The sequence below is a fragment of the Blastococcus atacamensis genome, assembly GCF_002938425.1.
Taxonomy (GTDB): domain Bacteria; phylum Actinomycetota; class Actinomycetes; order Mycobacteriales; family Geodermatophilaceae; genus Blastococcus; species Blastococcus atacamensis.
On sequence record NZ_POQU01000011.1, the window covers coordinates 1 to 19,215 of the forward strand.

The 19,215-nt window shown below is 73.0% G+C and carries 19 protein-coding genes; 12 read left to right on the forward strand and 7 right to left on the reverse strand.

The window, feature by feature from the left end; all coding sequences use genetic code 11:
- From C5508_RS04760 to C5508_RS04805, 10 genes are all read left to right on the forward strand, one after another.
- On the forward strand, window positions 1-979 hold a 979-nt coding region (locus tag C5508_RS04760), incomplete at its 5' end, for a flagellar motor switch protein FliM (protein ID WP_232796918.1).
- Window positions 976-1,716 carry a flagellar motor switch protein FliN gene (gene fliN, locus C5508_RS04765; RefSeq protein ID WP_104523807.1) on the forward strand — a complete coding sequence of 247 codons (741 nt, stop codon included), beginning with the start codon at window positions 976-978 and terminating at the stop codon, window positions 1,714-1,716. The genes C5508_RS04760 and fliN, both read left to right, overlap by 4 nt.
- On the forward strand, window positions 1,713-2,168 hold the full coding sequence (locus tag C5508_RS04770; RefSeq protein WP_198597879.1) for a FliO/MopB family protein: 456 nt from the start codon (window positions 1,713-1,715) through the stop codon (window positions 2,166-2,168). Before fliN ends, C5508_RS04770 begins: the two co-directional genes overlap by 4 nt.
- On the forward strand, window positions 2,165-3,010 hold the full coding sequence (gene fliP / locus C5508_RS04775) for a flagellar type III secretion system pore protein FliP (RefSeq protein ID WP_104523808.1): 846 nt from the start codon (window positions 2,165-2,167) through the stop codon (window positions 3,008-3,010). The genes C5508_RS04770 and fliP overlap by 4 nt, the downstream gene beginning before the upstream one ends.
- A gap of 2 nt (window positions 3,011-3,012) precedes the next feature.
- The gene (gene fliQ, locus C5508_RS04780; protein ID WP_104523809.1) at window positions 3,013-3,288 is read left to right on the forward strand and encodes a flagellar biosynthesis protein FliQ; all 276 of its coding nucleotides are present in this window, start codon (window positions 3,013-3,015) and stop codon (window positions 3,286-3,288) included.
- Window positions 3,289-3,293: 5 nt separating this feature from the next.
- Window positions 3,294-4,058, forward strand: coding sequence for a flagellar biosynthetic protein FliR (gene fliR, locus C5508_RS04785; RefSeq protein WP_104523810.1), 765 nt, complete (start codon window positions 3,294-3,296; stop codon window positions 4,056-4,058).
- Window positions 4,058-5,206: an EscU/YscU/HrcU family type III secretion system export apparatus switch protein gene (locus C5508_RS04790; protein WP_104523811.1), complete on the forward strand. Its 1,149-nt coding sequence runs from the start codon at window positions 4,058-4,060 to the stop codon at window positions 5,204-5,206. The genes fliR and C5508_RS04790 overlap by 1 nt, the downstream gene beginning before the upstream one ends.
- A gap of 177 nt (window positions 5,207-5,383) precedes the next feature.
- Window positions 5,384-7,429 (forward strand): flagellar biosynthesis protein FlhA, encoded by a 2,046-nt coding sequence (gene flhA / locus C5508_RS04795; protein WP_104523812.1) that lies wholly within the window; start codon window positions 5,384-5,386, stop codon window positions 7,427-7,429.
- Window positions 7,416-10,367, forward strand: coding sequence for a hypothetical protein (locus tag C5508_RS04800; protein WP_157943991.1), 2,952 nt, complete (start codon window positions 7,416-7,418; stop codon window positions 10,365-10,367). Before flhA ends, C5508_RS04800 begins: the two co-directional genes overlap by 14 nt.
- A complete protein-coding gene (locus C5508_RS04805) occupies window positions 10,364-10,624 on the forward strand; it encodes a hypothetical protein (protein ID WP_104523814.1) in 261 nt (86 codons plus the stop codon). The genes C5508_RS04800 and C5508_RS04805 overlap by 4 nt, the downstream gene beginning before the upstream one ends.
- Window positions 10,625-10,974: 350 nt before the next feature.
- Here the strand turns inward: C5508_RS04805 and C5508_RS04810 are convergent, their stop codons facing one another.
- The 4 genes from C5508_RS04810 to C5508_RS04825 form a co-directional block, all read right to left on the reverse strand.
- Window positions 10,975-12,270 carry a PhoH family protein gene (locus C5508_RS04810; RefSeq protein ID WP_104523815.1) on the reverse strand — a complete coding sequence of 432 codons (1,296 nt, stop codon included), beginning with the start codon at window positions 12,268-12,270 and terminating at the stop codon, window positions 10,975-10,977.
- Between the two features lie 308 nt (window positions 12,271-12,578).
- Complete coding sequence (locus tag C5508_RS04815; RefSeq protein WP_198597880.1) at window positions 12,579-12,878, reverse strand: hypothetical protein; 300 nt, start codon at window positions 12,876-12,878, stop codon at window positions 12,579-12,581.
- A 66-nt stretch (window positions 12,879-12,944) separates the two neighbouring features.
- Window positions 12,945-14,162, reverse strand: a complete 1,218-nt coding sequence (locus C5508_RS04820) for a DUF885 domain-containing protein (RefSeq protein ID WP_104523817.1) — start codon at window positions 14,160-14,162, stop codon at window positions 12,945-12,947.
- Window positions 14,163-14,184: 22 nt separating this feature from the next.
- Window positions 14,185-14,964, reverse strand: a complete 780-nt coding sequence (locus C5508_RS04825) for an isoprenyl transferase (RefSeq protein ID WP_104523851.1) — start codon at window positions 14,962-14,964, stop codon at window positions 14,185-14,187.
- A gap of 132 nt (window positions 14,965-15,096) precedes the next feature.
- Between C5508_RS04825 and trhA the strand changes: the two genes are divergently transcribed.
- Entirely contained in the window at window positions 15,097-15,909 is an 813-nt protein-coding gene (gene trhA, locus C5508_RS04830; RefSeq protein ID WP_104523818.1) for a PAQR family membrane homeostasis protein TrhA, read from the forward strand.
- Between the two features lie 6 nt (window positions 15,910-15,915).
- On the opposite strand, the gene C5508_RS04835 is transcribed toward trhA, so the two are convergent.
- The 3 genes from C5508_RS04835 to mca form a co-directional block, all read right to left on the reverse strand.
- Window positions 15,916-17,166 (reverse strand): geranylgeranyl reductase family protein, encoded by a 1,251-nt coding sequence (locus C5508_RS04835; protein WP_198597881.1) that lies wholly within the window; start codon window positions 17,164-17,166, stop codon window positions 15,916-15,918.
- 75 nt (window positions 17,167-17,241) lie between these two features.
- Window positions 17,242-17,571, reverse strand: coding sequence for a hypothetical protein (locus C5508_RS04840; protein WP_104523819.1), 330 nt, complete (start codon window positions 17,569-17,571; stop codon window positions 17,242-17,244).
- A complete protein-coding gene (mca, locus tag C5508_RS04845; RefSeq protein ID WP_104523853.1) occupies window positions 17,568-18,455 on the reverse strand; it encodes a mycothiol conjugate amidase Mca in 888 nt (295 codons plus the stop codon). The genes C5508_RS04840 and mca overlap by 4 nt, the downstream gene beginning before the upstream one ends.
- Window positions 18,456-18,703: 248 nt before the next feature.
- Here mca and greA point away from each other — a divergent pair, with 248 nt between their 5' ends.
- Window positions 18,704-19,207, forward strand: a complete 504-nt coding sequence (greA, locus tag C5508_RS04850) for a transcription elongation factor GreA (RefSeq protein WP_104523820.1) — start codon at window positions 18,704-18,706, stop codon at window positions 19,205-19,207.
- Window positions 19,208-19,215: the final 8 nt, after the last annotated feature.

Sequence of the window (19,215 nt, forward strand, 5' to 3'; positions counted from 1 at the left end):
GCCCCGCAGGCAGCGGCCCCCACCGCTCCCCCGGCCACCGGGCGCAGCGGGTGCGGCGGCCGGTGGCCGCCGCACCCGCGGTGCAGCGCGGACCTACGACTTCCGCCGCCCCACGAAGCTCTCCCGCGAGCACGTCCGGGTCATGCAGATCGCCCAGGAGGCGTTCGCCCGCCAGGCGACGACGATCCTCACCACGTTCCTGCGTGCCGGCGCCCGCCTCGAGCTCGTCGGCATCGAGCAGTTCTCCTACGACGACTACGTCGGGACACTGGACAACCCGTCGTTCATCTCGACGTTCACCATGGAGCCGCTGGCGGGCAAGGGCCTGCTGGCCTTCCCGCTCGACATCGCCATGGCGATGGTCGACCACATGCTGGGCGGCTCCGGCAACGCCGCGCAGCCCAGCCGGCCGATGACGGCGATGGAGACCAGCATCACCAACCACCTCCTCGAGCGGTTGCTCGACGAGTTCGCCCGGTCGCTGGAGCCGATCACCGAGATCCAGCCGGTGCTGGTCGGCCGCGAGTACAACCCGCAGCTCGCCCAGGCCGCGGCCGGCTCGGACACCGTCATGGTGGCCACCTTCGAGATGGCCGTGGGCGTCCGCGAGGGTGAGGCCACGGTCGTGCTGCCGTTCTCCTCGTTCGCGCAGGCGCTGAACAACGCGGCCTCCCCGCAGCTCTCCGAGCAGGCGCTCCGCAAGCGTCAGCGCGCCCGCGAGGCCCTCACCGACCGGCTGAACCTGGTGCCGGTCGATGTGAGCGTCCGCTTCGCCCCGCTCAGCGTGTCCTCGTCCGACCTCCTCACGCTCGCCGTCGACGACGTGCTGCTGCTCCGCCACCCGCGGGACAGCCCGCTGGAGGTCACCACCAACGACGTGACGTTCGCCTACGCGATCGCCAGCAACCACCGGCGCCGACTGGCCGCCTCGATCGTCCCCACCCCGCACGCTCCGCACGCCGCGAAGGACTCCGCATGACCGCGCCCCGCAACGACTCGCAGGACTCCCAGACCGTCACGGCGGTCGTCGCCGCCGCTGCCCGGGCCGCGGCTGCGCTGGTCCCCTCGACCTCCGCGCTCGTCCCCGGCGCGCCGGTCTCCGACCCCGACACCGTCCCCCTCCCGCCGGCGGCCGCGCTCGCGGTCACCGCCGGCCTGTCCGGCGAGGTCTCCGGCGACGTCGTGCTGGTGGTGTCCGGCGAGGTCGTCGACGCCCTGGAGAACTCCCCCGTCGGCCAGATGGACGTCTCCTCGGCGCTGCGCCCGGCCCTCGAGGCCGCCGCCGCCACCCTGGGCCGCGTGCGGGTCGCCTCCGAGCGCACCGAGGAGCCGGTCGCCGCGCTCGACGGGCTGCGCGACAAGGGCATGTTCGTCGCCGTCCCCCTGCTGGCCGACGGCGAGCACCAGGCCACCTTCGCCCTGCAGGTCACCCTGCCCACCGGCGGTCGTGAGCAGCGCGGCAGCCTCGAGCTCCTGCGCCACGTGGCCATGGAGGTCACCGTCGAGATCGGCCGCACCCGGATGACCGTGCAGGAACTGCTCTCCCTGCACCCCGGTGAGGTCGTCGAGCTCGACCGGGCCGCCAGCGCACCGGCCGACCTGCTCGTCAACGGCACCCTGATCGCCCGCGGCGAGGTCGTGGTCGTCGACGAGGACTTCGGCCTGCGGATCAGCGAGATCGTCACCGACGCCGCCGAGCTCGGGCAGGCGTCATGACCTGGATGATCATCCGGCTGTTCCTGTCGCTCGCCCTGATCGGCGGCGTGCTCTGGTTCGCCGCCAAGCTGGCCAAGAAGCGCGGCCTCGGCCAGGGCAACGGCCTGATCGAGGTCGTGGCCCGCCAGCGCATGGGCCGCACCAGCACCGTCAACGTCGTCCGGATCGCCGACGTCGTGCTCGTCATCGGCGCCACGGAGGAGCAGGTCACCCTGCTCGCCGAGGTCGACCCCGACGCGGTCGAGGCGGCGATGCGCGACCGGCGCCCGGTCCGGGCCGCAGCCGCCGAGGACGACGAGGACGACGAGGTGACCGCCTCCCCCGCGCCGGCCCTCGCCTCCCCGCGGGCCGCCCGCTCCTCCGAGGGGGTGCTGGCCGGATCGGTCCTCGACCGCAACGGCTGGGGATCCCTGGTCGACGAGCTGCGCGAGCGGACGGTGCGTCGCACATGACGGCTCCGGTGCGCCCGCTGTCCTCCGGGGCCGGCTCGCGGACCCGCCGGCGCGCCGGTCTGGTCCTGCTGCTCACGCTGTTCGCCGCACTGGCCCTGCTGCTGCTGGCCGATCCCGCCGCGGCGGCACCCACCGCGCCGACGGCGCCCGTCGCCCCCACCGCCCCGGCGGTCGACGGCACCGTGGACATCTCCATCGGCGACGGCTCGCCCTCCAGCTCCATCACGCTGATCCTGGCCATCACGGTTTTGTCCGTGGCCCCCTCGGTGCTGCTGCTGGCCACCTCGTTCACCAAGATCATCGTGGTGCTGGGGCTGACCCGGAACGCGCTGGGCATGGCGACCTCGCCGCCCAACCAGGTGCTGACCGGCATCGCCCTGTTCCTCACGCTGTTCGTGATGGGCCCGGTCTTCTCCGACATCAACGACCTCGCCGTCCAGCCGTACATGAACGGCGCGATGTCGGTCTCCCAGGCCTACGACGCCGGCGTCGTGCCGCTGCGGGAGTTCCTCCTGGACAACACCCGCGAGGACGAGCTGAAGCTGATGATCGGGCTCTCCGGCGAGGAGGCCCCGGCCGACCCCACGCAGGTCAGCATGACCACGCTCATCCCGGCGTTCGTGCTCTCCGAGCTCAAGAGCGCCTTCATCATCGGGCTGGTCATCTTCATCCCGTTCCTGGTGCTGGACATGCTCGTCAGCGCCGCGCTCATGGCGCTGGGCATGATGATGGTCCCGCCGACCATCGTGTCACTGCCCTTCAAGCTGCTGCTCTTCGTCGTCGTCGACGGCTGGGCGCTGATCACCACCGCACTGGTGGGTTCCTACGGAGGGGCGGGCTAGCCATGAGCGATGCCGACGTCACCGACATCGCGGCGCAGACCATGATGGTCGCCGCGAAGGTCGCCGCCCCGATCCTGCTGACCGCACTGCTGGTCGGCTTCCTGATCTCGCTGTTCCAGGCCGCGACCCAGATCCAGGAGGCGACGCTCTCCTTCGTCCCCAAGATGATCGCCGTCTCGCTCGCCCTGCTCGTGACCGGGAACTGGGTGCTCTCCGAGCTGGTCAGCTTCACCCAGACCCTGTTCGACCAGCTGCCGGCTCTGCTCGACCGGACGTAGCCGCCATGGACCTCTCGGTCCCGGCAGTCACGCTCGCGGCCCTGCTCCTCGGGACGGCGCGTGCCGCCGGTTTCGTGCTGCTGGCGCCCCCCTTCAACTCCCGGGTCATCCCCGGTGCGGTCAAGGGCGCGCTCGCCCTGGCCCTGTCGGTGCTGCTCTCGACCCAGATCGCCCCCACGCTGCCCGAGCCCACCGCCGGCTTCCTGCTGGTCACCGCCGTCACCGAGGTGATCATCGGGGCCGCGCTCGGTTTCGTGGTCCAGGTGCTGTTCACCGCCGTGCAGATGGCCGGCGACATCCTCGACGTCGCCGGTGGTTTCTCGCTGCAGCCCGGCTACGACCCGATGGCGATGACCCAGAACAGCTCGCTGGGCAAGCTCCACTACCTGCTGGCCAGCACCCTGCTGTTCACCAGCGGTGGGCACCTGCTCATGGTCCAGGGCTTCGCCATGTCCTACGAGGGCCTGCCCGTGGGCGGCGACGTCCCCGTGGACGAGATCGCCTCGGTCCTCATCACCGCGTTCTCGATGATGTTCCTCGCCGCCATCCAGATCGCCGGCCCCATGGTGGCCGTGCTGCTGCTGGCCGACGTCGCCCTCGCGCTGCTCAGCCGCGCCGCGCCGGCGCTGAACGTCTTCACCCTGGGCTTCCCGGTGAAGATCATGCTCACGCTCACCATGCTGGGGCTGACCTTCCCGCTGCTCCCCCCGGCCCTGGACACCCTGCTCGAGCACGGCGCCCGCGCCATGACGTCGTTGGGTGCCGGCTGATGGCCAAGGACGGTCCCGGTGGTGAGAAGACAGAAGCGCCAACTCCGCAGCGCCTGAAGAAGGCGCGCAAGGAAGGGCAGATCCCACGGACCCAGGAACTGGGGACGTGGCTCGGGATCGCTGCGGCCAGCGCGCTGCTCCCGATGCTCGTGGGCAACGCGTTCGAGGCGGTCCAGGAGCTGTTCGTGCATGTGGGCGCGGTGGTGAGAACCCCCGAGGTCGAGACCGTGACGACGCTGCTCGGTGAGGCGCTGATGACGTTCCTGACCACGCTGCTGCCCACCGCGATGGCGCTGCTGGTCGTCGGCGTCGCCGCCTCCGCGGCCCAGGGGGGCGTGCACTTCGCGACCAAGCCGATCAAGCCGACGCTGAAGAAGTTCAACCCGTTCCCCGGGCTGAAGCGCATGTTCGGCACGCAGGGTCTGTGGGAGACCAGCAAGGCGCTCATCAAGACCGCCGCGCTGCTGACGGTCGTCCTGGTCACCAGCGACCGGGCGCAGACCCTGGTATCGGCCTCCGGCGCGCTGCCGCTGTCGGCCATCGCGGCCACCTTCACCGACTCCGCCGTCCTGATGTTCCGGGTCGTGGCCGTCACCGGCCTGGTGCTAGCCGTCGCCGACTACGTCGTCGTGCGCAAGAAGATGATGAAGCAGCTGAAGATGAGCAAGTACGAGATCACCCAGGAGCACAAGCAGTCCGAGGGCGACCCGCACATGAAGGCCCACCGCCGCGGCATCCAGATGTCGATGTCGCGGAACCGGATGATGGCCGACGTCGCCGAGGCGGACGTGCTGCTGGTCAACCCGACCCACGTCGCCGTCGCGCTGAAGTACGAGGCCGCCAAGGGCGCGCCGCGGGTGGTGGCCAAGGGCGCCGGCGAGGTCGCGGCCAAACTGCGCGAGCGCGCCGCCGAGGCGCGGGTGCCGCTGGTCCAGGACATCCCGCTCGCGCGTGCGCTGCATGCCTCCTGCGAGCTCGGCCAGGAGGTGCCGGCGCAGCTGTTCACCGCTGTCGCGCGGGTGCTCGCCTTCGTCATGCACCTGGGCGCGCGCGGGGTGCAGGGCGGCTTCCACCGGCCCGGGTTCGAGGCGCCGGACACCGAGGGCCTGCCCAAGGCCGGCCGCCGGAGGACCGCCACCGCGGCGTGAGACCCGTGATTGATCAGGCCACCTGATCATCACGGGTCCTGGCTCACCGTCGACCGTGAGCCAGGACCCTCCGTGGTGAGCCAGGACGGCATCTTCCGGGGAGGTACCGGCCCGTCGTCGGTCTGCCGATGAGGGAGGGGTGAGTCAGCGTCCGTCGTCAGCGCCCGGAGTGGGCCGGTGAAGGGGCTCGGCAAGGCCGCCGTCCCGATCGGCGTCGTCGCCATCGTGCTCATGCTGGTGGTGCCGCTGCCGGCCGCGATGATGGACCTGCTGATCGGCGTGAACCTCGCCGTCTCGCTGCTCATCCTGCTCGTCTCCATGCAGATCAAGAAGCCGCTGGACTTCGCGGTCTTCCCCTCGCTGCTGCTCGTGGCGACCCTGTTCCGGCTCTCGCTGAACGTCTCCTCGACGCGCCTGGTCCTCACCGACGGCTACGCGGGAAAGGTGATCGAGGCCTTCGGGCACATCGTCATCGGCGGCTCGCTGATCGTCGGCATGGTCATCTTCCTGATCCTGACCATCGTCCAGTTCGTGGTCATCACGAACGGTGCCGGCCGGGTCGCGGAGGTCGGCGCCCGCTTCACCCTCGACGCCATGCCCGGCAAGCAGATGGCCATCGACGCCGATCTCAACGCCGGTCTCATCAACGAGAAGCAGGCCCGCAAGCGCCGCCAGGAGGTCACCGCCGAGGCGGACTTCTACGGCTCGATGGACGGTGCCTCCAAGTTCGTCAAGGGCGACGCCATCGCCGGCATCGTCGTGACCCTGGTCAACCTCATCGGCGGGTTCGCCATCGGCGTCATGCAGCGCGGGATGGCGCCGGCCGAGGCCGTGTCGACGTTCTCGCTGCTGACCGTCGGCGACGGCCTGGTCTCGATGATCCCGGCCCTGCTGATGTCCACCGCGACCGGCATCATCGTCACGCGCTCGGCCACCGAGGGCGACATGGGCACCGACCTCATCGCCCAGCTGGGCCGGTTCAAGCAGCCGGTGCGGATCGCCGGTGGCGCCTCGCTGGCCCTCTGCCTCATCCCCGGCCTGCCCAAGCTCCCCTTCCTCCTCGTGGGCGGGCTCTTCCTCTTCCTCGCCACCCGCATGGCCGACGTCGAGGAGGTCGACGAGGAGGCCGAGGCCGCCGCCGAGGCCGCCGAGAACGAGCCGGCCCCGGACTCCCCCGAGGCCATCGCCGAGAAGATGCGCGTCGACCCCCTGGAGCTCGAGGTCGCCTTCGACCTGGTCGACCTCGTCGACGCCGCCCGCGGTGGCGACCTGCTCGACCGTGTCAAGGCGCTGCGCCGGAAGGTCGCCATGGAGACCGGCCTGGTCATCCCGCTGGTCCGCACCCGCGACAACCTCGACCTGCCGTCGTCCCAGTACGTCATCTGGCTCAACGGCGTCCCGGTTGCCAAGGGCACCTCCCCCGCCGGCACCGTCCTCGCCATCGGGGACGCGCTCGACGGGCTGCCCGGCAAGCCGACCCGCGAGCCGGTGTTCGGCCTGGCCGCCAAGTGGGTTCCCTCGGAGCTCCAGCGCGCCGCCGAGATGGCCGGCGCCACCGTCGTCGACCGCTCCTCCGTCATCACCACGCACCTCGCCGAGGTCGTCCGGCAGAACGCCGCGGACCTGCTCGGCCGGGAGGACGTGCGCCTGCTGGTGGAGATGGTCCGACGGACGCACCCCATCGTTGTCGAGGAACTGACCCCCACCCTGCTCACCCTGGGAGAGGTGCAGCGCGTGTTGCACGCGTTGCTCGAGGAGGGCGTGTCGATCCGGGACCTGGTCCGCATCTTCGAGGCACTCTCTGTACGTGCGAAGTCCTCGACCGAACTCGATGGTCTGGTCGAGGCGGCCCGGTCGGCACTGGGTGCGGCGATCAGCCAGCCCTACGTCACCCCGGACGAGCGACTGCACGTGTTCACCCTCGAGCCGGGCTTCGAGCAGCGGCTCCTCGAGGCCGTCCGCCAGACCGACATGGGCGCCGTCCTGGCCCTCGACGCCGGCGCGGTGGACGCCCTCGTCCACGGCTGCAGCGGCATGCTCGAGGAGGCCGAGCGCTCGGGCCTCTCGCCGGTCCTCGTCTGCTCGCCGCAGGTGCGCGCCGCCCTGTCGCGCCTGATGCGCCAGATTCTTCCTCGGCTGCCCGTCATCTCCTACTCGGAGGTGTCCCGGACAGCGCAGATCGAGTCGCTGGGAGTGGTGAGCGGTGCCGTTGCGATCCGTTGAGGCCGCCACGCGCGACGATGCGATCGCCGCCGCGCGGGAGCAGTTCGGTCCCCACGCGCGCGTCGTCGGGGTCCGCCGCGTGCGCTCGGGTGGTGTGCTCGGGTTCTTCGCGACCGAGCGCTACATCGCCGAGGTCGCCGACCAGTTCGTCCGCCCCGGTGTGCCGACGCCCTCGACCGGCCCGGCCCCGGCCGCCGCCGTCAGCTCCTTCGAGTCGCCGCTGGCCGCCGCCTCCCCGGCCCGGGCGCGCGCCACCGCCCCGGCCCGCAACGGTGCCGCGGCGTGGGCCGCCGAGGCGGCCCGCTCCGGTGACGCCGACCGCGGTCCGGCCACCGGATCGCGGCCCGCCACGGGATCCCGTCCGGCCACCGGCTCCCGGCCGGCCACGCCCGCGGCGGCCGACTCCGAGCGGCTGGACGAGCTCGCCGGCCTGCTCGGCGGCCTGCCCGCGGCCACCCCGCGGACCGCCACGCCCGCGCCGTCGTCGAGCCCGAAGCCGTCGTCCGCGCCGTCGCTCCCGGCCGCGTCGTCGTTCTCGGCCGCGTCGTCCTCCTCGTCGACGACGTCGTCCTCGTCCTCGCCCTTTTTCGCAGCCGCTCCGGCCCCCCGGACGCCGGCCACCACCGCTGCCCCGGCCGACGACGTCCCCGTCGCGGGCGGCGCTCCCCGGGCGACCTTCCCGCGGGCCGGCTCGACCAAGGCCGCCCGCACCGCGATGGCGCCCCGCGAGGAGAGCGCGCCCGTTCCCACCGCGCCTTCCGCGTTCGCCGCGGCCCTCGAGTCCTCGGGCGCCCCGTCGCCGTTCACCGCCGCGCTGGCCCGCATGGTGGCCGGCGACCGGGACGTGCGGCAGGCCGTCGCCCAGGCCCTGGAGGAGCCGGGGATCCCGGCCGTCGAGGAGCCCGAGCTCGTCCCGGCGGAGCCGCCCCGCTCCGTCGCCGAGCCGCCCGTCCGCCGCGAGAAGCAGCTGGTCGAGATGCCGGAGACCCCGGCGCGTCGACCGTCCCTGGCCGCGGCCATCCGTTCAGCAGATCCATCGATGCGGTCCCAGGCCGTGCACCAGGAGGAGAACACCGTGGGAGAACAGGTCGTCACGGCGCCCTCCACCAGCGCGTCGGCACGGGCCGTCCCTCCGTGGGCGGACGAGGCCCCGGCCCCGGCGGCGTCCACCCGCCAGGAGGAGATCGCCGAGGCGCTGCGGGTGGCGCTGGCCCAGGGCCACTCCGACGAGGCGCTCGCCGGGATCCTGCGCAAGATGCTCGCCGGGGACTCGCCGCAGGAGGCCCTCGCCGAGCCGGTCGTCGCCGAGCCGGTCGTCGCCGAGCCGGTCGTCCCGGAGCCCGTCGTCGAGCCGCTCAGCGCGATCGAGACCCCCACGTCCGTCGTGATCGAGACCGCCGCACCTGCGACCGTCGCCGCCGCAGGCACCACCACCTCATCGCTCTTCGGCCCGGTGGTTCCCGAGCCCGCGCCCGCCTGGGACGCCGTCACCTCGAGCCACTCGCTGTTCGCACCCCCCGCGCCGGCCACCGTCAGCACCGGCCTGGGCTGGGACGTCCCCGCGCCGGTCGTCACGGGCACCCCGCTCTGGGGCGAGCCGGTCGGAGAGGCCGCGCCGCCGGCCGCCCGCACCGAGTCCCCGATCTGGGCCGACGTCGTCCACTCCACTCCCACCCCGGTGGTGGCGGTCCAGGCGGCCGCCGAGCCGACGAGCGCCGACCTCTTCGGGACCACTACTCCCACGGCCGTCGTGCTGCCGGCCGAGCCCGCCGTCGTGGCCGAGGCCCCTGCCGCGGAAGCGGCCCTCCCCGTCGTCGAGGAGCAGGCCGCGGTGGAGGTCTCCGTCGCGGAGGAGTCCGTCGTCACCGCTCAGGTCACCGCCCCCGAGCTGGACGAGGTCGCCCCGACGCTGGCCCGGACCGCGAGCGACCCCGCCCCGATGACGATGGCGCTGGACGCCACGACCGTCATGCCGCGCATCTCGATGCTGCCGTCGCGCTCCGGCTCCCGTGGCCGCGGACTGCCCCCCGTGCCGCCGTCGTCCCGTCCCGCCGTCCCCCCGTCGCGGTCGGCGCGCACCGAGAAGCCGGCCGACGCCGAGGACACGGCGCCCGAGCCGCGCGTGGCGCGGGCACCCCGCGCCCTGGCGACGGTCACCCGACTGCCGGTCGCGCCGCTGATGGCGGGCCCGGACGTGCCCGACATGCCCGAGCTGGACGACAGCGACGACCTCGACGTGGCCGAGACCCGCACCGCGGCGCGGCCCGGCGGCGAGATCGTGTCCCGGCTGACTGCCCTCGGCCTGCCCGAGCGGCTGCTCGACGACGCGTTCGCCGAGGCCCTCGCCACCGACGGCACGTACGCCGCGCTGACCCGCACCCTCGCCGGGATCCTCCCCGAGGTTCCCGCGATCCCCTCCGGCGCCGGTGAGGTGCTGTTCGTCGTGGGCCCCGGCCTGGAGACCCTCCGCGCCGCGCAGTCACTGGCCGCGACGCTCCGGCTGGACCCCGACCGGGTGCAGTGGGCGACCCGCGGCGACCTCGCCGGCCTGGCTCCCGGCGCCAGCCGCGTGACCACCGTCGACGGGGCGATCGAGCGCCGTGCGGAGACCGCCCAGAGCGGCGCGCTGACCATCGTCGCCGTCGACGCCCCGCTGCGCGGTGACGCGTACTGGATGACGCAGATGCTCTCCGTCTGGTCGCCGGCGGCGGTGTGGGCGGTCGTCGAGGCCACCCGCAAGCCCGAGGACGTCGAGGCGTGGCTCGACGGGCTGGTCCGGGTCGACGCGCTCGCCGTGCAGGACACCGACCTCAGTGCCGACCCGGCCGCGGTCCTCCGTCGTCTCACCGTGCCGGTGGCCCTGCTCGACGGCGTCCGGGCGACCCCGCACCGCTGGGCCTCGCTGCTCTGCGAGCGCCTGGAGAACCCGCAGGCATGAGCCCGCTGCGCTGGGACGTCCTCCTCGTCGGGTTCGTACTGGCTCTGCCGGTGCTGGCCCTCGGGCTGCGCGGGGACTTCACTCCCGAGGAGGCGGTGGGCAGGCTGCCGTGGTGCCTGCTCGCCGGGTGGGCCGCGGTCGCGCTGGTGCGTGCCGTGATGGCGCCCCCGAAGCCGGAGCCTGCGCCGAAGCGCCGTCCGGCACCCCGACCGGCCGCCACCCACGACGACGCCGACGAGGAGTCGGCCGCCGCCTGATCGCGCTCTGCGGGTCCTCCTCGCGCTGCGGAAGTCCTGCAGGCCCCGGCGCGCACGAGCAACGCCCCCGGAGCGGGCGTCCACCGCCCCCGCGCTCGTCCACCGGGTCGCACCGCGCCTCGCGCACCGCCCGTCGCGCACCCGACGGTCGGCACGTGGACGAGCTCCGATCGACTTTCCGCTCCTCCTCCGCCGCGCGGCCGTGGCCGAGGACTGGACCGATGACGAGCCGGCGCCCGGGGTCCGCGCGAGCGGAGCCGGCGCACCGGGTGATCGCTCCGGGGGTGCTCCTCCCGCCGTCGCGCCCCGCCGGACGCGTCCAGCGCGAGGTGCACCCCCGGAGCGGGCCGTCAGAGCGGCAGGTCCTCCAGCATCTCGGTGACCAGGGCCGCGATCGGCGAGCGCTCCGACCGGGTGAGGGTCGTGTGCGCGAACAGCACGTGACCCTTGAGCTTCTCGATGACGGCGGTGATGCCGTCGTGCCGGCCGACGCGCAGGTTGTCGCGCTGGGCGACGTCGTGGGTGAGGACGACCCGCGAGTTCGTGCCGAGCCGGGACAGCACCGTGAGCAGCACCCCCCGCTCGAGCGACTGCGCCTCGTCGACGATCACGAACGAGTCGTGCAGCGACCGGCCGCGGATGTGGGTCAGGGGCAGCACCTCGATGAGGTCGCGGGCCGCGATCTCGTCGAGCACCTCCTTCGACACCAGCGCCCCGAGGGTGTCGTACACCGCCTGCGCCCAGGGCGACATCTTCTCGCCCTCGCCGCCGGGCAGGTATCCGAGCTCCTGGCCGCCGACGGCGTACAGCGGGCGGAAGATGACCACCTTCTTGTGCGCCCGGCGCTCCATGACCGACTCCAGGCCCGCGCACAGGGCCAGCGCCGACTTGCCCGTGCCGGCGCGGCCACCCAGCGACACGATCCCGATCTCCGGGTCGAGCAGCAGGTCCAGCGCGATCCGCTGCTCGGCGGACCGGCCGTGGACGCCGAACGCCTCGCGGTCCCCGCGTACGAGCCGCACGTGCTTGTCCGCCGTCACCCGGCCGAGAGCCGAGCCCCGCGAGGAGAGGAGCACCAGCCCGGTGTGCGTGGGCAGCTCCGCGGCCGCCGGCAGGAACGCCTCCCCGCTCTCGTACAGCGCGTCGAGCTCGGTGTCGTCGATCGAGATCTCGGCCATGCCGGTCCACCCGGCGTCGACGACGTCGTGCGCCCGGTACTCGTCGGTGTCCAGACCGACCGCCGCCGCCTTGACCCGCAGCGGGACGTCCTTGGTGATCAGGCAGACCTCGCGACCCTCGGCGCGCAGGTTCAGGGCGACCACCATGATCCGCGAGTCGTTGGTGTCGTTGCGGAAGCCGGCAGGGAGCACCGACGGGTCGCTGTGGTTCAGCTCGACGTGCAGGGTGCCACCGTCCTCACCGATGGGGACCGGGGCGTCCAGCCGGCCGTGCGTGACCCGCAGGTCGTCGAGCATGCGCAGCGTCTGCCGAGCGAACCAGCCGAGCTCGGGGTGGTGGCGCTTGTCCTCCAGCTCCCCGATGACCACCAGGGGCAGGACCACGTCGGCGTCCCCGAAGCGCAGCAGCGCGCGGGGATCGGACAGCAGGACCGAGGTGTCGAGGACGAACGTGCGGCGAGTGGTCACGGATCGACTCCCGTGGGGCGCACGGCACGCCCCGAATCGTTGGTGGCCGGGCCCCGGCTCGGAGGCCGGGTACCGGCCCCCTGGTCGACGAACTCGTCAGAACCAACCGGGCCTCCCGTGGAGGACGAGGACACCTCGCCTTCCACGTCGGACGGTAGGCCCGCCCGCCGACAACAGCGCCCCCACCGACCAGGTCGGAACCTGGAGTTCACTCATCGGGGTAACCGCCGTCACACCTGCCCCAGCTGATGCGACGGCCTCCTCAGCTGGCTCGCGGCGGAAACGCCGACGGCGTCAGGACGCGCCGGTCACCACCGGTCGTCGTCGTAGGGGTCCTCCCGACGGCGGAGTGCGGGGCGCTCCACGGTGTCGGTGCGCATGCCCGGCGGGAACGTCGGCTCCTCGTAGGGGTCGCCGTCGTCCTCGGGCCAGGGGAATTCCTCCGGCTCCTCCCGCCCGCGCCGCGACGGCGGTCTCCGCTCGACGTCCGGCATCCGGGACCGGCGCCTGGGCCGCAGCGCGATCAGCGCCCACACCGCCGGGACGATCAGCACCGGCCACTGCACGGCCGGGTCGCCGAACCGGAGCATGCCGAGCACGAGCAGCACCGTCAGCCAGCCCGCGGACCACAGCCCGAGGAACCTGGCCTGAGCAGGCGACCGGCGGGACACGGCTCAGGCGGCCCGGAGCTCGGCGGAGATCCGGCGGGGGGTCAACGGCTCGTCCAGCAGGCGGAGGAACCGGTCGGCGACCGGCTGCTCGGCGGGCCGCGCGTCGAGCCAGCGCGACAGCAGCGCGAAGCCCTCCACGTAGGTCGAGGTGTAGGCCCGCCACAGCGGGTCGGTGAGGAAACGGATCTGCTGGCGGGCGCGCTCGGGGCTGACCAGGGACCAGCGCTGCAGGAAGGCGCTGACCTCGTCGGCGTCGGCGCCCCGGTCGTGCAGCAGCACCGCCGCGTCCTGCCGGACCCGGTTCAGCGGCCCGGCCGCCGCCGCGATCCGTTCGGCGAGGAAACCGTCGAAGCGCAGGCCCAGGTCGCCCAGGATCTCGGCGGCCCACGGTCCCCAGCCCTCTCCGATGGCCGCCTGCACCCCGAGGTCGGCCAGCCCCTCGGCCATCAAACACTCGGGGGTGTTGACCAGGAAGACCGTGTGCTCCAGCCGGCCCGTGCGCTCCACCAGCCCGCGCTCCTTGCGGCAGTGCTCGGTGTGGTGGCCCGGATAGGACTCGTGCGCCACCAGGTGCGGCAGCTGGGAGAGCCGGTGCGGCAGATCGGCGTTGATCGCCACCCGGGAGCGGTAACCACCCTCGTAGTAGTTGAAGCCCGACCACGGCTTGTCGGTGACCACCTCGTACCGGACGGTCTCCACCTCGGGCAGCCCGTACCGGCCCCGCACCCGGTCGCGCAGGGCGCTGGACAGCGCGTGCACCGCGGTCTCCAGCCGGGCCGGCGGGCACTCCTCGCGACGGCGGTGCGCCGCGTACCGCTCGGCGAGCGTGCCGTCCCCCGGCAGCAGGGCGTCCAGCTCCGCGTGCGCCGCCGCGTACGCCGCCTCGTCGCCGAGCTCGACGTCGACCTCGAAGTAGCGGTACACCTCCTCGACGAAGCCGACCGGCTCGCCGTTCATCTTCCGGGCGCTGCACTCCAGACCGGTCAGCTGCCCGCGCAGGAAGTCGGCCCGGTCCTCCGGGAGCCCGGCGGCGTCCAGCTCGGCCAGCAGCTCCCGCGCCCGGTCCCGCAGCTGCTGCGGCGTCGGCGCCGCCTCGTCCAGGACCTGGGCCCGGATGCGCGGGTCGCCGGTGTAGGCGTCGACGAAGCCGGGCTCCAGCCGGTCGAAGCGCAGCCCCAGCAGCACGTACTCGAGGGCGATGTCGAGGGCTCCGGCGGTCATGGACGCAGTTTTGCAGCCGCCGCTACCCGCCGAAGCGGCGGTGCCGGGCGGAGTAGTCGCGCAGCGCGCGCAGGAAGTCGACCCGGCGGAAGTCCGGCCAGTAGACGTCGGTGAAGTGGAACTCGGTGTTGGCCGTCTGCCACAGCAGGAAGCCCGACAGCCGCTGCTCGCCGCTGGTGCGGATCACCAGGTCGGGATCGGGCTGACCGCGCGTGTAGAGGTGCTCGGCGATGTGCTCGACCTCCAGCGCCTGCACCAGCTCCTCCAGCGAGGTGCCCCGCTGGGCGTGCTCGGCCAGCAGCGAGCGGACGGCGTCGGCGATCTCCTGACGACCCCCGTAGCCGACGGCCAGGTTCACCGTCGCCCCGGTGCGGTCGCAGGTGTCCCGCTCGGCCTGCTCCAGCACGGCGACGGTCCGGGGTGGCAGCACCTCGGGCGCGCCCATGGAGCGCACCCGCCAGCGACGTCCCGGCCCGGACAGGTCGACGGCGACGTCCTCGATGATGCCCAGCAGCGCCTCGACCTCGGACTCGGGACGACGCAGGTTGTCGGTGGACAGCATGAACAGGGTGACCACCTGGACCCCGGCGTCGTCGCACCAGCCGAGCAGGTCCACGATCTTGTCCGCGCCCCGGCGGTGCCCGTGCGCGACGTCGTCCAGCCCGATCGACCGGGCCCAGCGGCGGTTGCCGTCCATGATCACGCCGACGTGCCGGGGAACCTGCGCATCCACCAGCGCTCGTGCCAGGCGGCGCTCGTACACCTGGATCAGCGCGTCCCGCACCCGCTGACGCACCCCCACGCGGGCCACCCTAGTGACAGGAGCTCCTCCTGGCTCTTCACTCGCGGCCTCCCGGCGAGCCTCGGGGCAGCGACGCGCAGCTCACAGCGACGCCGGGATGACGTCGTACCTACGCCTCCGTAACCTCGCACCATGAGCGTCTCTCCCCACGATCGCGACGCAGTCCGGGTGGAGGCGGACGGCTCGGAGCTCGAGGCACCACCTCAGGAAGCCATCGCCACCGTCGTCTCCGAGGGCGAGCAGGTCGAGCGCGCCTGGGACGCCGCGGACTTCGCCGACTCCGACTGGACCCACCCCGACACGCGCCCCCGGGCACGCGGCTGGATCCACCTCTTCTCGTTCTTCGGCGCGATCGTCGCCGGCGCCGTGCTCATCCCGCTCGCCTCCGTCCAGGGGGCGCGGGCCGGCTGGTCGGTCGCCGTCTACTGCGTGACGATCTGCGGCCTGTTCGGCATCAGCGCGCTCTACCACCGCCGCCGCTGGTCACCCCGCGGCTGGAAGATCATGAAGCGGCTCGACCACTCGATGATCTTCCTGTTTATCGCCGGGACCTACACGCCCTTCGCCCTGCTCGCCGTCGACCAGCCCACCGGCTACTGGGTGCTCGCCTTCGTCTGGGCCGGCGCGCTCGCCGGCGTCGTGTTGAAGATGAGCTGGCCGACCGCGCCGCGCTGGGTCGGGGTGCCGCTCTACATCGGCCTGGGCTGGGTCGCCGTGTTCGTGCTGACCGACATCCTGCACATCGCCGGGGTCACCTCGATGGTGCTGCTCGCCGTCGGCGGCGTGCTCTACACCCTCGGCGGCATCGCCTACGCCATCAAGAAGCCCGACCCCTGGCCCGACACCTTCGGCTACCACGAGGTCTTCCACGCGATGACCGTCGTCGCGGCGATCTGCCACTACATCGCCGTCTACTTCGCGGTGTTCAACAGCCCGTTCGTGTGAGCGAGGTCAGCTGAACGGCCGGCGGTCGTCCAGCCGTACCGAGGCCTTGCCCGCCAGGCGCCAGAGGCGGCCGGTCAGGTCGCGGTCCTCGTCGGTGACCAGGTTGCCCATGACCCGCAGGGCCACCGTCATCAACGGCCGGGAACGCATGCCCACCGGCCCCGCCGCGGGCAGGAAACGCGGCACGGTGAGCAGACCGGCCAGCCGCCGGGCGATGGAGAACGCCTCGCCGTAGTGCCGGCGCAGCGTGGCCGGCCAGGCCGACGTCCAGTCGTCCTCGTCCAGCATCCCGGCCAGCGTGCGACCGGTCTCCATGCCGTAGTCGATCCCCTCGCCGTTGAGCGGGTTCACGCAGCCGGCCGCATCGCCCACCAGCGCCCAGTTGCGGCCAGCGACGCCGGAGACCGCGCCGCCCATCGGCAGCAGCGCCGAGGTCACGTCGCGCACCGGACCGTCGAGCTGCCACTCCTCGCGGCGCGTCTCCGCGTAGAACTCGAGCAGCGACTTGAGCTGCACCCCGGCCGGCCGGCGTGCGGTCGCCAGGGTGCCGACGCCGAGGTTGACCTCACCCGCCTCCCGGCCCAGCGGGAACACCCAGCCGTAGCCCGACAGCAGCTCGCCCTGGGTGCCGCGCAGCTCCAGGTGCGAGCTGATCCACTCGTCGTCGCTGCGGCCCGAGCGGACGTAGCTGCGCGCCGCCACCCCGTAGGCGGTGTCCCGGTGCCACGTCCGGCCCAGCACCCGGCCCAGCGGGGAGCGGACACCGTCGGCGACCACCAGGCGACGGCAGCCGACCGTCACGCGGCTGTCGTCGGCGAGCTCGAAGACGACGCCGGTGACGCGGTCGCCGTCCCGCTCGACGTCGACGGCACGTGCCGCGTCCACCGGCACCGCCCCGGCCTCGACCGCCACCTGCCGGATGCGGGCGTCGAGCTCGGTGCGGGGCACCGCGCTGCCGTGGTCGGGGAACTCGCCGCCGGGCCAGGGCAGCTCCCACTCCCGGCCGAAGCCGGCTGCCCGGAGGCCACGGTTGCGCGCCCGAGAGCGCGCCCAGTTCCCCAGCCCGAGCAGGTCGAGCTCGGCGATGGCCCGAGGGGTCAGACCGTCACCGCAGGTCTTGTCGCGCGGGAAGACCGCCGCGTCGGCGAGGACGACGTCGTGCCCGGCACGGGCCGCCCAGGCGGCGGCCGACGAACCGGCCGGCCCGGCACCGACCACGAGGACGTCGGTCGCGGACGGCACGGGCAGGGAGGTCACCGGCCCAGTCTCCCTGGTGACGACGACGGGTCGCGCAGGTGCCCGGCTGGGCCCTGCCGTCGTCGCCCCGCCCGCTCAGCTCCGGCCGGGAGCGCCCTGCCCGCCGTCGTCGTCGGCGTTCCGGGGCGGCTCGATGGCCAGCGGCGCGCGGCGCAGGGTGTCGAGCAGCTCCTGACCCGGCCGCGGCTGGTCCAGCTCGGAGATGTCGTCGGGGACGACGACCGCCGGCTCCTGGTCGGCCGGGTCGAAGCTGCGCGGCAGCTTCTTGAGGTGCCGGCTCATCGACCGCACCAGCAGGGCGGTGGCGATCATCAGCAGCACGAGGAGCAGCAGGCCGAACGGACCGGCCTTGCCGACGTCCTCGGGGAGCTGCTGCTGGGCAGCGGCGAGAACGGCGCTGGTCATCGGACGGTCACCTCGCTGCGGATGCCCGCGAACAGATCGTCCTCGGGGCGGGTCGTGTCCACCAGGGAGCGGGCCAGCTCGTAGTCCTCGGTCGGCCACACCTCCTGCTGCGTCTCCACCGGGCAGGCGAACCAGCGGCCGAGCGGGTCGATCTGCGTGGCGTGCGCGATCAGCGCCGCGTCGCGGACCGGGAAGTACTCCGCACACGGCACCCGGGTCGTGACCCGGTGGGAGATGTCGTGCGCCGGGTCCCAGTTGGCCAGCCACTCCGCATAGGGCGACTCGGCGCCGGTCGCGAGGATCGCCTCGTGCAGCGCCTTGGTCCGGGGCAGCGTGAAGCTCATGTGGTAGTAGAGCTTGCTCGGCTGCCACGGCTCGCCCAGCTCGGGGTAGCGATCCGGATCGCCGGCCGCCTCGAAGGCGTGCACCGAGATGTCGTGGGTCTTGATGTGGTCGGGGTGGGGGTAGCCGCCCCGCTCGTCGTAGGTGGTGATCACCTGCGGCTTGAACCGGCGGATCAGCGCGACGAGGGGCGCGGCGGCCTCCTCGATGGGGACCAGGGCGAAGCAGCCCTCCGGCAGCGGCGGGAGCGGGTCGCCCTCGGGGAGTCCGGAGTCGACGAACCCGAGAAACTCCTGCTCGATCCCGAGGATCTGGCGGGCCCGGTCCATCTCCTCGGCGCGGATCTGCGGCAGCCGCTCCCACACCTCGGGGCGGTCCATGGCCGGGTTCAGCACCGAGCCCCGTTCGCCGCCGGTGGCGGTGGCCACCATCACGCGAACGCCCTCGGCCACGTACTTCGCCATCGTGGCGGCGCCCTTGCTCGACTCGTCATCCGGATGTGCGTGCACGGCGAGCAGGCGCAGCTGGTCGGGTTGGGTCACCCGCACAGTGTCCCTCGCCGGGCGGCGTGGATGACGGATGCCTCCGAGGTGTGGCCCACACCTCGGACGGAGGACCACCCGGACGGACGCCTCCGGGACTCCGGCCCGCGCCGGTACCGTGCGGTTCCGCTGCCGCCGCCTCCGCGTCGGATCCCTGCAGCGTCCGGATCGGCGGTGTTAGCTTGGCCGGATCGACCAGCGGCCGCCCATCCCCGGCTGCCACCCACGAGTTCCAGGAGTTCTCCCCCGTGTCCACCCCCACTGACGAGCAGGACCAGGGCATCTGGCTGACCCAGGACGCCTACGACCGGCTGAAGGCCGAGCTCGACCAGCTGGTGGCGAACCGCCCGGCGATGGCCGCCGAGATCAACGCCCGCCGCGAGGAGGGCGACCTCAAGGAGAACGGCGGCTACCACGCGGCCAAGGACGAGCAGGGCAAGCAGGAGGGCCGGATCCGGCAGCTGACCGACCTGCTGCGGAAGTCCCACGTTGGCGAGCCGCCGACCCAGGTGACGCACGCCGCGACCGGAACGGTCATCACCATCCGGTTCGAGGGCGACGACGACACCGAGAAGTTCCTGCTGGGCTCCCGCGAGATCGCGGGCACCACCGACCTGACGGTCTACTCCCCCGAGTCGGCCCTGGGTGCGGCGATCATGGGCGCGAAGCCGGGCAAGAAGGTCACGTACACGACCCCCAATGGCCGCGACATGACCGTCGAGGTCGTCGGCATCGAGCCGTTCGTCCCCTGACGTCGACG